Source organism: Pseudomonas sp. P7779, from assembly GCF_013386315.1.
In the GTDB taxonomy this organism is placed as follows: domain Bacteria; phylum Pseudomonadota; class Gammaproteobacteria; order Pseudomonadales; family Pseudomonadaceae; genus Aquipseudomonas.
In genome coordinates, this window is sequence record NZ_JACARZ010000026.1 from 26,375 (window position 1) to 41,144 (window position 14,770).

At 60.6% G+C, this 14,770-nt stretch carries 10 protein-coding genes; 8 read left to right on the forward strand and 2 right to left on the reverse strand.

Annotation, left to right across the window (positions count from 1 at the left end; all coding sequences use genetic code 11):
* Window positions 1–3 precede the first annotated feature (3 nt).
* The 8 genes from folK to HX869_RS09490 all read left to right on the forward strand — a co-directional run bounded on the left by folK (window position 4) and on the right by HX869_RS09490 (window position 11,309).
* The gene (gene folK / locus HX869_RS09455) at window positions 4–501 is read left to right on the forward strand and encodes a 2-amino-4-hydroxy-6-hydroxymethyldihydropteridine diphosphokinase (RefSeq protein ID WP_177037053.1); all 498 of its coding nucleotides are present in this window, start codon (window positions 4–6) and stop codon (window positions 499–501) included.
* A 215-nt stretch (window positions 502–716) separates the two neighbouring features.
* Complete coding sequence (gene panB / locus HX869_RS09460; RefSeq protein ID WP_008436874.1) at window positions 717–1,517, forward strand: 3-methyl-2-oxobutanoate hydroxymethyltransferase; 801 nt, start codon at window positions 717–719, stop codon at window positions 1,515–1,517.
* Window positions 1,514–2,365: a pantoate--beta-alanine ligase gene (panC, locus tag HX869_RS09465; protein ID WP_178903012.1), complete on the forward strand. Its 852-nt coding sequence runs from the start codon at window positions 1,514–1,516 to the stop codon at window positions 2,363–2,365. The genes panB and panC overlap by 4 nt, the downstream gene beginning before the upstream one ends.
* Before the next feature lie 225 nt (window positions 2,366–2,590).
* A complete protein-coding gene (gene pgi / locus HX869_RS09470; RefSeq protein WP_003212168.1) occupies window positions 2,591–4,255 on the forward strand; it encodes a glucose-6-phosphate isomerase in 1,665 nt (554 codons plus the stop codon).
* Between the two features lie 126 nt (window positions 4,256–4,381).
* Window positions 4,382–6,319 (forward strand): acetate--CoA ligase, encoded by a 1,938-nt coding sequence (gene acs, locus HX869_RS09475; protein ID WP_177122333.1) that lies wholly within the window; start codon window positions 4,382–4,384, stop codon window positions 6,317–6,319.
* Window positions 6,320–6,325: 6 nt separating this feature from the next.
* Window positions 6,326–7,201, forward strand: a complete 876-nt coding sequence (locus HX869_RS09480) for an oxygenase MpaB family protein (protein WP_178903013.1) — start codon at window positions 6,326–6,328, stop codon at window positions 7,199–7,201.
* Window positions 7,202–7,244: 43 nt separating this feature from the next.
* Entirely contained in the window at window positions 7,245–8,261 is a 1,017-nt protein-coding gene (locus HX869_RS09485) for a class I SAM-dependent rRNA methyltransferase (protein ID WP_102368082.1), read from the forward strand.
* A 108-nt stretch (window positions 8,262–8,369) separates the two neighbouring features.
* Window positions 8,370–11,309 (forward strand): DUF748 domain-containing protein, encoded by a 2,940-nt coding sequence (locus tag HX869_RS09490; protein ID WP_003212176.1) that lies wholly within the window; start codon window positions 8,370–8,372, stop codon window positions 11,307–11,309.
* Window positions 11,310–11,639: 330 nt separating this feature from the next.
* Here the strand turns inward: HX869_RS09490 and HX869_RS09495 are convergent, their stop codons facing one another.
* Window positions 11,640–12,260 carry a BON domain-containing protein gene (locus tag HX869_RS09495; RefSeq protein WP_003212178.1) on the reverse strand — a complete coding sequence of 207 codons (621 nt, stop codon included), beginning with the start codon at window positions 12,258–12,260 and terminating at the stop codon, window positions 11,640–11,642.
* 295 nt (window positions 12,261–12,555) lie between these two features.
* The gene (gene pnp, locus HX869_RS09500) at window positions 12,556–14,661 is read right to left on the reverse strand and encodes a polyribonucleotide nucleotidyltransferase (RefSeq protein ID WP_003212180.1); all 2,106 of its coding nucleotides are present in this window, start codon (window positions 14,659–14,661) and stop codon (window positions 12,556–12,558) included.
* Window positions 14,662–14,770: the final 109 nt, after the last annotated feature.

The window sequence follows — 14,770 nt, forward strand, 5'->3', positions numbered from 1 at the left end:
CACGTGGAACGTATCTACGTCGGCATGGGCAGCAACCTGGCTGCCCCTGAACAACAATTGCGCGACGCCATCGAGGCCCTCGCGCAATTGCCGGACACCACGCTGGCGGGCGTCTCCGCCTTCTATCAAAGTGATTCCCTGCTCCCGGGCCAGCCGCGCTATACCAATGCGGTCGCGGCCCTGGACAGCGCCCTGGCACCACTGGAACTGCTCGATGCGCTGCAAGCCATCGAGAATGACCAGGGCCGCGAGCGTCTTGAGCGTTGGGGCCCGCGCACCCTGGACCTGGATATCCTGGTGTTTGGCGACCGGCTGATCGATGAGCCGCGCCTGAAGGTGCCGCACTATCAAATGCACCTGCGTGCATTCGTGCTTTACCCGCTGGCAGAACTGGCCCCGGCGAGCCTGCAACTGGCCGATGGCCGCCTGCTCGGCGACCTGCTGGATGCCTGCCCGTTTGTCGGCCTGGAACGCCTGGCGCCTGCTGAATCGCATCAGTAACAGCGGTAACACCACCGCCGTAACAATGCGGTAACACATCCAATTGACTTCCAGAGTCCTCCTCACGACTATAGGCGTCCCGCTGCCGCCTACCCGGCGCTAAAGGGCGCAATCCAGGCCTTATAAGCACTGATCCTTAAGAAAGTGCGCCTGTATAAACGAAGACTCACGCGCGTTACTCGCTGTTTCCAAGCGCCTGAATGAGGACCCTTTTCATGCCAAACGTTACCCTGAGCACCTTGCAGAGCCTCAAGCTCAAAGGTGAAAAGATCACCATGCTGACCTGCTACGACGCCACTTTTGCCCAGGCCAGCAGCCAGGCAGGAGTTGAAGTGTTGCTGGTGGGGGACTCCCTGGGCATGGTTCTACAAGGGAATGATAGCACCCTGCCCGTCACCAACGATGAAATCGCTTACCACACGGCCTGCGTCAAGCGCGGCAACGAAGGCGCCTTCATCATTGCCGACCTGCCCTTCATGGCCGATGCCACCATCGAACAGACCCTGACCAACAGTGCTCAACTGATGCGTGCCGGTGCACACATGATCAAGGTTGAAGGTGCCGCCTGGCTCGCCGAGTCGATTCGTTTGCTGGCTGAACGCGGCGTGCCGGTTTGCGCGCACATGGGCCTGACGCCACAGTCGGTGAATATCCTCGGCGGCTACAAGGTACAAGGCCGCGGCGAAGCCCAGGCGCGCCAGATGCGGGCCGATGCCATCGCCCTTGAACAGGCCGGTGCGTGCATGATTCTGCTCGAATGCGTGCCAAGCGAGCTGGCAGCGGAAATCACCCAGGCCGTTAAAGTACCGGTGATCGGTATCGGCGCCGGTTCTGCCACAGACGGCCAGGTATTGGTACTGCATGACATGCTGGGCCTGTCCCTTACCGGCCGCGTACCCAAGTTCGTGAAGAACTTCATGGCGGGCCAGGACAGTATCCAATCAGCCCTCGCCGCCTACGTCAGCGAAGTCAAAGCCGTCACCTTCCCGGGCGCCGAACACGGATTCTCCGCATGAACACCGTCAAGACCGTGCGCGAACTGCGCGCCGCCGTTACCCATGCCCGCAGCGCGGGCAAACGCATCGGCTTCGTGCCCACTATGGGCAACCTGCACAGCGGCCATGCCACGCTGGTCACCAAGGCTGCGCAACAAGCCGACTTCGTGGTGGCGAGCATTTTCGTCAACCCGCTGCAATTTGGCGCCGGCGAAGACCTGGACAAATACCCGCGCACCCTGGCGGCCGACCAGGAGAAGCTCTTGCAAGCCGGTTGCAACCTGCTGTTCGCCCCGACCGTCGACGAAATGTACCCCGACGGCATGGCCGGCCAGACACGCGTCAGCGTGCCGCAACTGTCCGAAGGCCTGTGCGGCGCCAGCCGGCCCGGGCATTTTGAAGGCGTGGCCACGGTGGTCAGCAAGCTGTTCAACATGGTCCAGCCGGACCTGGCGATCTTTGGCCAGAAGGACTACCAGCAACTGGCGGTGATTCGCGCCATGGTCCATGACCTGAACATGCCGATCCAGATTATCGGCGAGCCGACCGTGCGCGCCGACGACGGCCTCGCGCTGTCGTCGCGCAATGGTTACCTCACCGACGAACAGCGCGCGATCGCACCGGTGCTGTACCGCTGCCTCAGCCAGATTGCCGCCGCCATTGAAGCGGGCGACCGCGACTTCGCCAAACTGCGCGCCGCACAGGTCCAGCAGATCGAAGCGGCAGGTTTTCGCATGGACTACCTGGAGGTTCGCCAGGGCCTGCACCTGCGTCCGGCCACCGCCGAAGACAAGGACCTGGTGATCCTGGTCGCCGCCTACCTGGGCGCCACCCGGCTGATCGACAACCTGCATCTGCACCTGAACTGACCCCGCCGCACACCCCGCCTGTTGCACTGCCTGATCGGCCGGTATAAAAAAGTACCGGCCACAGCGCAGACAAAGCCAAGACAGATCGACACGCTAGGTTTAATGTATTCGCCCTACGCTCTTCGTTGGCGTTGACCGGAGCCTGTCATCTTCACAAAGACAGGACATTCCCGGCTTTCAAGTGTCCTAAAAGCAGTCCCAGCAATAAAAAGGAAACCCGCAGCGATGGCGTACTACCGCACTCCTCATGACGTTACCGCTCTGCCCGCCTGGCAAGCGCTCAATCAACATCGCCAAGCCATGCAGGATTTCAGCATGCGCGAAGCCTTTAATGCCGATCCCCAGCGCTTTACCCAGTTCACCTTGAGCAGCTGCGGACTTTTCCTCGATTACTCGAAAAACCTGATCACCAGCGAAACCCGCGACCTGCTGGTAGGCCTGGCCAAGGAAGTCGACCTTCAGGGCGCGATCAAGTCGCTGTTCAACGGCGAGCCGGTCAACTCCTCCGAAGGCCGTCCGGCGCTGCACACCGCATTGCGTCGCCCGGTGGGTGACAAGCTGTCCGTCAACGGCGTGAACATCATGCCGGACGTGCACAAGGTGCTGAACCAGATCACTGACCTGGTCGGCCGCATCCACGACGGCCTGTGGCGTGGCTACACCGAGAAGCCGATCACCGACGTGGTGAACATCGGTATCGGTGGCTCGTTTCTCGGCCCGGAGCTGGTGTCTGAAGCGCTGTTGTCCTACGCCCACAAAGGCGTGCGCTGCCATTACCTGGCAAACATCGACGGCAGTGAGTTCCACGAGCTGACCATGAAGCTGCGCGCCGAGACCACGCTGTTCATCGTCTCGTCAAAATCCTTCAACACCCTCGAAACCCTGAAAAACGCCCAGGCCGCCCGCGCCTGGTACCTGGCCCAGGGTGGCTCGGAAGCCGAGCTGTATCGCCACTTCATCGCCGTCTCGAGCAACAATGCGGCGGCCGTGGCCTTCGGTATCCGCGAAGAGAACATTTTCCCGATGTGGGACTGGGTGGGCGGTCGTTACTCGCTGTGGTCGGCCATCGGCCTGCCCATCGCGCTGGCCATCGGCATGTCCAACTTCAAGGAACTGCTGTCCGGCGCCTACACCATGGACCAGCATTTCCAGACCGCTCCATTCGAGGCGAACATGCCGGTGCTGCTCGGCCTGCTGGGCGTGTGGTACGGCAACTTCTGGGGCGCGCAGAGCCACGCAATCCTGCCGTACGATCACTACCTGCGTAACATCACCAAGCACCTGCAACAGCTGGACATGGAATCCAACGGCAAGAGCGTGCGCCAGGACGGTACGCCGGTTTCCACCGACACCGGCCCGGTTATCTGGGGCGGCGTAGGCTGCAACGGCCAGCATGCTTACCACCAGCTGCTGCACCAGGGCACCCAACTGATCCCGGCCGACTTCATCGTGCCGATCGTCAGCTTCAACCCGGTCTCCGACCACCATCAGTGGCTGTACGCCAACTGCCTGTCCCAGAGCCAGGCCCTGATGCTCGGCAAGACCCGCGCCGAGGCTGAAGCCGAGCTGCGCGACAAGGGCATGGACGAAGCCGAAGTGCAGAAGCTGGCACCGCACAAGGTGATCCCGGGCAACCGTCCAAGCAACACCATTGTGGTTGAACGCATCAGCCCTCGCCGTCTTGGCGCACTGGTGGCGATGTATGAACACAAAGTGTTCGTGCAAAGCGTCATCTGGGGCATCAACGCGTTCGACCAGTGGGGCGTGGAGTTGGGCAAGGAGCTGGGCAAAGGCGTCTACAACCGCCTGACCGGCACCGAAGAACAGCCTGCGGACGATGCGTCCACCCAGGGGTTGATCAACTACTTCCGCGGCCGTCACCGCGGTTGATGGTATCAGCACTACAATGAGGGTCTGAACCTGCGGGAGCGGACCCTTGTAGGAGCTGGCTTGCCAGCTCCTACGAGGGTCGCAAAGCTCCCCTCTTGTCGCAAAAAACAAGAATAAGGATCCCTCATGTTCGATATCAGCACGTTCCCCGCCGCCGATGCCGTCCGCCGGGCTGCGCAACTCAGTCAAGAGGACTACCAGCGCCTCTACCGCCAATCCGTCGAGCAACCCGATACGTTCTGGGCCGAACAGGCCAAGCGTTTTCTCGACTGGACCACGCCCTGGCAGACCGTCCAGAAATCCGACATCAAGACCGGCGCCGCGCAATGGTTTGCCGGAGGCCAACTGAACGTCAGTTACAACTGCATCGACCGTCACCTCGCGCAACGCGCTGATCAGCCGGCCTTCATCTGGGAGGGCGATGATCCTGCGACGTCTTCCAAAATTACCTACCGCCAGCTCCACCAAAACGTCAGCCGCCTGGCCAACGTGCTGAAAAGCCGTGGCGTAAAGAAAGGCGACCGCGTGTGTATCTACATGCCGATGATTCCCGAGGCGGCCTACGCGATGCTGGCCTGTACGCGGATTGGTGCGGTGCATTCGGTGGTGTTTGGCGGATTCTCGCCGGACGCCCTGCGCGACCGCATTCTCGACGCCGATTGCCGCACGGTGATCACCGCCGATGAAGGCGTGCGCGGCGGCAAGCCGGTGGCGCTGAAACAGAATGTCGACAAGGCTCTGGCCAGTTGCCCGGGTGTCAGCACGGTACTGGTGGTGCAGCGCACTGGCGCGGCAGTCAATTGGACTGAAGGGCGCGACCTCAAGTATCAACAGGCCCTGGATGCAGCCAGCGACGACTGCCCGCCCGAGCCGATGGATGCGGAAGACCCGCTGTTTATCCTCTACACCTCCGGCAGCACCGGCAAACCCAAAGGTGTGTTGCATACCACCGGCGGTTACCTGCTGCAGGCTGCGATGACCTTCAAGTACGTGCTCGATTACCGCGAAGGCGAAGTGTTCTGGTGCACCGCCGATGTCGGCTGGGTCACCGGCCACAGCTATATCGTGTACGGGCCACTGGCCAATGGTGCGACCTCGCTGATGTTCGAAGGCGTGCCGAGCTACCCGGACAGCTCGCGGTTCTGGCAGGTGATCGACAAACACAAGGTCAACATCTTCTACACCGCGCCGACCGCGTTACGCGCGCTGATGCGGGAAGGCCACGGGCCACTGGAAAACACTTCCCGCGCCAGCCTGCGCCTGCTGGGCAGTGTCGGCGAGCCAATCAACCCGGAGGCCTGGGACTGGTACTTCAACGCGGTCGGCGAACAACGCTGCCCGATTGTCGACACCTGGTGGCAGACCGAAACCGGCGGCATCATGCTCAGCCCGCTGGTCAGCGCCCAGCGGATCAAGCCTGGCTGCGCCACCCAGCCGATGTTTGGCGTGGTGCCGGTGCTGCTCGATGAGCAAGGCAAGGAAATCAGTGGCGCCGGCAGCGGCGTGCTGGCGATCAAATCCAGCTGGCCGGGGCAGATCCGCAGCGTGTACGGCGACCCTCAGCGGATGATCGACACCTATTTCAAACCCTACCCCGGCTACTACTTTACCGGCGACGGCGCGCGGCGCGACGAGGACGGTGACTACTGGATCACCGGCCGCATCGACGACGTGATCAACGTTTCCGGGCACCGCATCGGCACCGCCGAAGTCGAAAGCGCCCTGGTGCTGCATGATCAGGTCGCAGAAGCCGCGGTGGTCGGTTATCCACACGACGTAAAAGGCCAGGGCATCTATGCCTTCGTCACGCCCATGAATGGCGTCGAGCCCGACGACGCGCTGAAAAAACACCTGCTGGACCTGGTCAGCAAGGAAATCGGCAGCTTCGCCAAGCCCGAGCTGATTCAATGGGCGCCGGCCTTGCCGAAAACCCGCTCAGGCAAGATCATGCGGCGGATCCTGCGCAAGATTGCCTGCAACGAGCTGGACAGCCTGGGAGACACATCCACACTGGCCGACCCGAGCGTGGTGGACGGCCTGATCGACAAGCGCCTCAACCGCTAGGAACCCATGGAATTCATTCGCAGCCGCATCGAAAACCAGCTGATGAGCCTGACCGGCTTGTCGCTGGGCCAACTCGACCTGGAGAACCCCAAGGGCGATCCGGGTCTCTTTGGGCCGAACTCGGTGAGCTGGAAGGTCCATGGCGACTTCAGCAGCATGTTGATCGGCGGCATCAGCGCGTTGATGTTGCAGGCATTGCACCCGCTGGCGTTGGCCGGCGTGTGGGACCACTCGAACTTTCGGCAGGACATGCTGGGGCGGTTACGACGCACCTCGCAGTTCATTTCCGGCACCACGTTTGGTTCGCGGCGTGACGCCGAATGGCTGATCGAGAAAGTGCGCACCATCCACCTGCAAGTGGTCGGCCATGCACCGGACGGCCGACCGTATGCCGCCAGTGATCCCGAGTTGCTGACCTGGGTGCATGTGGCGGAGGTCAGCAACTTTCTCGCGGCCCACCTGCGTTATCGCAACCCGGATTTATCTAAGAGGGATCAAGACCGGTACTACAGCGAAATCGCCCTGGTGGCCGAGCAATTGGGCGCGCGCCATGTGCCGCGTTCGCGCCAGGAAATTTCCGATTACCTTGAGCGTATCCGCCCGCAACTGCTGTGTGACCAGCGCAGCCACGAAGTCCTGCGCCTGCTGCTCAATGCGCCGTCTCCGAGCACCCTGGCCAAGCCGTTTGGCTCGCTGATGATGCAGGCCGGTATCGACCTGCTGCCGGACTGGGCCAGCGACATGCTCGGGCAGAAGCAAAGCCCGATCCAGCGCCAGATGATTCGTGCCGGGGTCAGGCGCAGCGCGCCGTTGTTGCGCTGGGCCATGCGCAATGGTTCGGTGCAGCGGGCCCACAGGCGAATGGGCCTGCTGGAGCCATAACTGTTAAACTCCCGCGCCCCAATTACTCTGCAAGGCGCGCACTATGTCTTCCTTGAATCAGGCGCTGCGCGCCGCCCTCGATCATCGCCAGGACCTGCTCGCCGAGCTGCATGCACAAGGTACCGATTGCTATCGCCTGTTCCACGGCAGCCAGGAAGGCGCCGGCGGCCTGACGATCGACCGCTACGGCCCGCAACTGCTGGTGCAGAGTTTTCACCAGTCGCTGGAAAGCGACGACCTGTTGCACCTGCATCAAGCAATCAACCAGCACCTGGGGCTTGAACTGCTGCTGGTCTACAACGACCGCTCCCGGGGCAACTCGCGCATCGACCGTGAAGACACGGTTTACCGTGCCGAGCCCGCAGCCCTGGAAGACCTGGTCGGCCACGAATGGGGCCTCAATTACCGCGTGCGCGGCCGCCATGCCGGGCAAGACCCGCTGTTGTTCCTGGACCTGCGCAACACCCGCGGCTGGGTCAAGGCACACAGCGCCGGCAAAAGCGTGCTGAACTTGTTTGCCTACACCTGCGGCGTAGGCCTGAGTGCTGCTGCCGGTGGCGCTCGTGAGGTGTGCAACCTGGACTTTGCCGAGGGCAACCTGGCGGTCGGTCGCGAAAACGGCCAGCTCAACCCGCAATTGCCGACGATGGAATTCATCCAGTCCGACTACTTCCCGGCAATCCGCCAACTGGCCGGCCTGCCCATCAGCCAGCGTCGGGGGCAGAAGCTGCCGAGTTACCCGCGCCTGGAGCAGCGTCAATACGATCTGGTACTGCTCGACCCACCCGCCTGGGCCAAGAGCGCCTTCGGTACCGTCGACCTGCTGCGCGACTACCAGAGCCTGCTCAAGCCGGCGCTGCTGGCCACGGCCGACAACGGCGTGCTGATCTGCTGCAACAACCTGGCGAAAGTCGGCATGGACGACTGGCGTGACCAGGTCCTGCGATGTGCGGAAAAGGCCGGGCGCCCGGTGCGCGACTGGCAGGTCATGACACCCGGCGCAGACTTCCCGTCCCACGACCAGCAACCACCGCTGAAGACCCTGATCCTGCAACTGTAGGACTTGTCCCAAAAGGGTCAGGGCGCAGTAATAAAGGCCCGGCTCTTCGGAACCGTAAACCCGTGCCATACTCCAAGGCACTCTTGATTGACATAGATGGCGTCACATATGCCCAAAGGATTGATTCGCGCCGCTGGCGCCTTGCTGACCGCCCTTGCCCTGTACAGTTTGCTGGGCTTCCTGATTCTCCCCGGTATTGCCCTTCGCGTGGCCAACCAACAGTTGGCCAACTACGCCACGGTGCCGGCGCGTGTCGAGCGTATCGAGCTCAACCCGTTCAGCCTCGAACTGACCGTGTGGGGCCTGAATATCGGTGAGCCGGGCAAGGAGCAAGTGGCCTTTGAACGCCTCTATGCCAACCTGCAGATCGACAGCCTGTGGACCCGCGCCCTGCACCTGGCCGACGTACAACTCGACAAGCCCAAGACCGAGCTGCTGTTCGACAAATCCGGCCAGCTCAACCTGGCGCAGCTGTTCAAACTCCCGGCCAGCGAACCGACACCAACCGATCCGAACGCCAAGCCATTCCCGCTGCGCATCGATAACATCAAGCTGGCAGGCGGCTATGTGCACTTCCAGGATTTGCGCCCGAGCGAGCCGATCGAGTTTCTCTACGACAAACTCGATTTCGAGCTGAAAAACCTCAGCACGCTGCCCGATGACAACGCCGACATGACCCTGGTAGCAGCCGGCCCTGAAGGCGGCCAGATCGACTGGACCGGCAACTTCAGCCTGATCCCGATCGCCTCCGAGGGCAAACTCAAGGTTACCGACGGCAAGATGAAAGTCTGGTGGCCGTATGTGCGTGACGCGGTGCCGCTGGTTCTGGAAGACGGCATCCTCAACTTCAGCACCGACTACAAGCTGAGCCTGGCCAAGGAAACCGAGCTGAACCTGACCAACGTCGCCCTGAGTGTCGCGCCGTTTGCGATCAAGGCACCGGATGGCCGGCCGCTCGCGCGCCTGCAGAAGCTGGACGTCAGCGAAACCACCGTGGACCTGGCCAAACAGCAAGTGATCGTCGGCAAGATCCGCAGTAATAAACTCGAAACCTGGGCCGCCCTTGAAGCCGACGGCCAGCTGGACTGGCAGAAGCTGTTTGCCAGCCAACCGAGCAAACCTGCAACTGCACCCGCAGCCGAGCCAGCCACCGCACCCGCTACCGCCGACTCGCCAAAACCTGCACCGGCAGCGCCGAGCAAGCCTTGGCAAGTGCTGCTCAAGGACGTGCAACTGCGCGACTATCAAGTGCATCTGGCTGACCGCTCGGCCAAACCGGCAGTCGCCCTGGAAGTCGGGCCGCTGAACCTTGACCTGCAGGGTTTCGACAGCCTTAACCAGAGCCCTTTTACCCTCAAGCTCGATACCGGCGTAGGCAAACAAGGCAAGCTCGAGGCGACCGGCCAGGTCAACCTGAGCCCGGTCAGCGCCAAGCTGAAAGTGGACACCAAAGACATCGACCTGCGCGTCGCCCAGTCGTATATCAGCCCGTTTATCCGCCTGGAACTGCGTAGCGGCATGCTCGGCAGCAACCTCGACGTGAACCTGAAAAGCACCGCCCCCCTGGCATTCCAGGTGACCGGCCGGGCCCAGGTCGACCAGTTGCACACCCTGGACACCATGAAGACCCGCGACTTCCTCAAGTGGCAGCGCCTGGTGCTGGAAGGCGTGAATTATCAACACGGCGACAGCCTGTCGATCGACAAGGTCAACCTGTTGCAGCCCTATGCGCGCTTCATGATCAACGATGACCGCACCACCAACATCGATGACCTGCTGATCCCGCAGCCGGCCAACAGCCCCGGCAAGTCCGCGGCGAAACCTGCGGCCAGCAAAGAAAAGCCCCTGGGCATTCATATTGGTCAAATTGCGATCAACGACGGCTCGGCCAACTTCGCCGACTTCAGCCTGACCCCGAACTTCGCCACGGCCATCCAGCAGCTCAACGGCCAGATCGGCACCATTGACAGTCGCCAGGCCAAACCGGCGAGCGTCGACGTCAAGGGCAAGGTTGACCGTTATGCACCGGTCACCATCAAGGGCAGCGTGAATCCGTTTGACCCGATGGCCGCACTGGATATCGCCACCAGCTTCAAACGCGTCGAACTGACCACCCTGACGCCATACTCGGGCAAGTTTGCCGGGTTCCGCATCCGCAAGGGTCGGCTCAACCTGGACCTGCATTACGTCATCACCAAGGGCCAGTTGAAGGCCGAAAACAAGGTGGTAGTCGAGCAACTGCAACTGGGTGAGAAGGTCGACAGCGCCGACGCCGTGGACCTGCCGATTCGCCTGGCGATAGCCCTGCTCAAGGACTCCGACGGCAAGATCTCGATCGAACTGCCGGTGACCGGCGACTTGAACAACCCGCAGTTCAGCGTCATGCCGATTGTCTGGCAGACCCTGCGCAACCTGGTAGTGCGTGCGGCCACGGCGCCATTCAAGTTCATTGGCGGCCTGATCAGCGGTGGTGGTGCCCAAGACCTTGGCAACGTGTCGTTTGCGGCAGGCTCCAGCGAGCTGAGCAAGGATTCCCAGTCGGCCCTCGACAGCCTGGCCAAAGCCCTCAAGGAGCGCCCTGCGCTGCGCCTGGAGATCGAAGGCACCGCCGCTGCCAGCAGCGACGGCCCGCTTTTGGCCGCACAACGGCTGGAACGCGAATACCAGTACAACTACTACAAGATCCTCCAGCGCCGTGGCGACAAGGTACCGGCCCAGGCGTCGCTGCTTGAAGTACCGGAAAAGGAAAAGGCGCCGCTGCTGGAAGGCATCTACCGCACCCGCCTGAAGCAACAGCCTCCGGCCGAATGGAAAGACCTGAGCAATGACGAGCGCACCGCCAAGCTGCGGGACGGTGTGATCAAGTTCTGGAGTGGCAGTGACGTGTTGCTGCGCCAACTGGGCCAGGACCGCGCCAGCGCGATCAAGGACTACCTGGTAGACAAGGCGCAGCTGGAAGATGAGCGGGTTTACTTTATCGATGCAAACCTTGGGGAAGCGGAGAAAGATGGTCGGGTGGTAACACCGATGCATCTGGATGCCGAATAAACCGGCACCCGCTGAGTACCTGTGGCGAGGGGGCTTGTCCCCCGTTGGGCTGCGTAGCGGCCCCAATGAGGGCGTCGCGGTCATTCAGGCGGATCACCGTCGTCATACCAAGGGGCCGCTACGCAGCCCAACGGGGGCAAGCCCCCTCGCCACAAGAGCCTCGCTGACCTCCCCACTTTTCTACCCACAATAGAACAGGCCCCGACACAAGTGCCTGGGCCTGTAATGACCACATCCGTGTGGTCGGTCGCATGAACCTGTGAGGTGCATTGAGCGGATATCTAACTCGCTCGTGGCCGCCTCCGCCTAGCTCAGGCGATTCGTTAAGCGTTACTCTGCTTTCAGGCCGTCGGCCGATACAGCTTTAACGCCTTTGATTTTCTTGGTGATGTTCACCGCGGTGGTTTTCTGCGCTTCAGTCACTGCGACGGTCGACGACAGGGAAACTACACCTTTGTTGGTTTCGACTTTGATGTCGGTGCCAGGAATACCTTTCTCGGTTACCAGGTCAGCTTTCACTTTGGTGGTGATCCAAGTGTCCGAGGTGGACTCTTTGGCACCAGCAGCTGCGCTTTTGGTTTTGTCGACGTTATCAGCCTTGGTAGCGCCGCCAGCCATCAGGCCGTCAGCCGAAACTGCGGTTACGCCTTTGATTTTCTTGGTGATCGCTACAGCAGTAGCTTTCTGAGCGTCGGAGATAGCAACTGTCGAGGACAGGGAAACCACACCTTTGTTGGTCTCAACCTTAATGTCCGAACCAGGAATACCTTTCTCGGTCAGCAGGTCAGCTTTGACTTTGGTGGTGATCCAGGTATCCGAAGTGGACTCCTTAGCCTTGGTGACTTCACCGGCCGCCAGCGTCATAGGGGCTTGGGAAGTCTGAGCAAAGGCTACGTTAGCACCCATGGCCAGGGTCAGAGCGGTAGCAGTAGCGAGAGCGAACTTCTTCATACGAGTAACTCCTGTTTTATTAAAAGTCTGCAGTACGTAAACCTTGATGCTGCAGCGTTAACAGGGATATTGCAGACAGTGTGCCAACTCGATGCGACCAATTAAATCCTTATAAAACAATACGTTATGAAAACAGGTGATTTTCGGAATCGTGCAACTTGCATGAAGACGAACGTGCCTGCATGCAAGTTGCGGCTTTTGGGGTATGGCTAAACGCCTGATTTCGCGACAGTTTCCCGCAGGCATAAAAAAAGGACTCCGAAGAGTCCTTTTTCAGCTTGCAGCGACGGGGTGATTAAACGCCCGAAGCCTTGGCTGCTGCTACGTCCTTGATGGACAGCTTGATACGGCCGCGGTTGTCCACGTCCAGTACCAGCACTTCCACTTCCTGGCCTTCTTTCAGGATGTCGGTCACTTTCTCAACGCGAGCATCGCTCAGCATGGAGATGTGAACCAGACCGTCCTTGCCCGGCAGGATGTTGACGAATGCGCCGAAGTCGACGATGCGCTCAACCTTACCGACGTAGATCTTGCCGATCTCGGCTTCAGCAGTGATACCCAGGACGCGCTGACGTGCCGCTTCAGCCGCTTCCTTGGTTTCGCCGAAGATCTTGATCGAGCCGTCGTCTTCGATGTCGATCGAAGCCTTGGTCTCTTCACAGATCGCACGAATGGTCGCGCCGCCTTTACCGATAACATCACGGATTTTGTCGGTGTCGATTTTCATCGCGATCATGGTCGGAGCATTTTCCGACAGTTCGGTACGGGACTGGCCAATGATCTGGTTCATCTGACCGAGGATGTTCAGGCGCGCTTCCAGGGCTTGGCCCAGAGCGATTTCCATGATTTCTTCGGTGATGCCCTTGATCTTGATGTCCATCTGCAGCGCGGTAACACCTTTGGCGGTACCGGCTACTTTGAAGTCCATGTCGCCCAGGTGGTCTTCGTCGCCCAGGATGTCGGTCAGGATGGCGAACTTCTCGCCTTCTTTAACCAGGCCCATGGCGATACCGGCAACCGGTGCCTTCATCGGAACGCCGGCATCCATCAGAGCCAGGGAAGCGCCGCAGACCGAAGCCATGGAGCTGGAACCGTTGGACTCGGTGATTTCCGACACAACACGAATGGTGTACGGGAACACGTCGGCGGCAGGCAACATGGCTGCAATCGAACGACGGGCCAGACGGCCGTGACCGATTTCGCGACGACCAGCGCCACCCATGCGACCACACTCACCTACCGAGAACGGAGGGAAGTTGTAGTGCAGCATGAACGGGTCTTTTTTCTCGCCTTCCAGGGTGTCCAGCAGCTGTGCGTCACGGGCAGTACCCAGTGTTGCAACAACCAGGGCCTGGGTTTCACCACGGGTGAACAGGGCCGAACCGTGGGTTTTTGGCAGAACGCCGACTTCGATGTTCAGCGGACGTACGGTGCGGGTGTCGCGGCCGTCGATACGTGGCTTGCCGTTAACGATGTTTTCGCGAACGGTGCGGTATTCGATTTCGCCGAAGGCTGCTTTGACTTCGCTGGAAGAAGGCTGGCCTTCTTCACCGGACAGCTTGGCAACAACCTGGTCCTTCAGTTCACCCAGGCGAGCGTAACGGTCGGCCTTGATGGTGATGGTGTAGGCGTCGGAGATAGCGGTGCCGAACTCGGAGCGGATAGCGCCCAGCAGTGCGGTAGCTTCTGGCTGAGGAGCCCAGGTCCAGGTTGGCTTGGCAGCTTCAGCGGCCAGTTCCTTGACAGCGTTGATCACAACCTGGAACTCGTCGTGAGCAAACAGTACAGCGCCCAGCATCTGGTCTTCGGTCAGCTCTTTGGCTTCCGATTCAACCATCAACACGGCTTCCGAAGTACCGGCAACGACCATGTCCAGGCTCGAAGCTTTCTGTTGTTCGTAAGTCGGGTTCAGCAGGTAGCCGGTGCTTTCGTGGAATGCAACACGGGCAGCGCCGATCGGGCCATCGAAAGGAATACCGGAGATGGCCAGGGCCGCCGAGGTACCGATCATCGCAGCGATGTCCGGATCGGTCTTCTTGCTGGTGGAAACGACGGTGCAGACAACCTGCACTTCGTTCATGAAGCCTTCTGGGAACAGCGGACGGATCGGACGGTCGATCAGTCGGGAAGTCAGGGTTTCTTTCTCGGAAGGACGGCCTTCACGCTTGAAGAAACCACCAGGGATCTTACCGGCAGCGTAAGTCTTTTCCTGGTAGTGAACGGAAAGAGGGAAGAAGCCTTTGCTTGGGTCAGCGGTCTTGGCGCCTACAACGGTCACCAATACGGTGACGTCGTCGTCAACGGTAACCAGCACTGCGCCGGAGGCTTGACGGGCGATACGGCCTGTCTCGAGGGTAACGGTCGACTGACCGAACTGGAATTTTTTGATAACCGGGTTCACGGTGTCCTACCTTCTTTGTGGCTCTTGGGGAACTTGTCTTCTTGCGAAATTCTTGGGCAATGTCGGGAATCGGCCCAACGCCTGTCCAGGGTAAAACGTGTATCCAGAT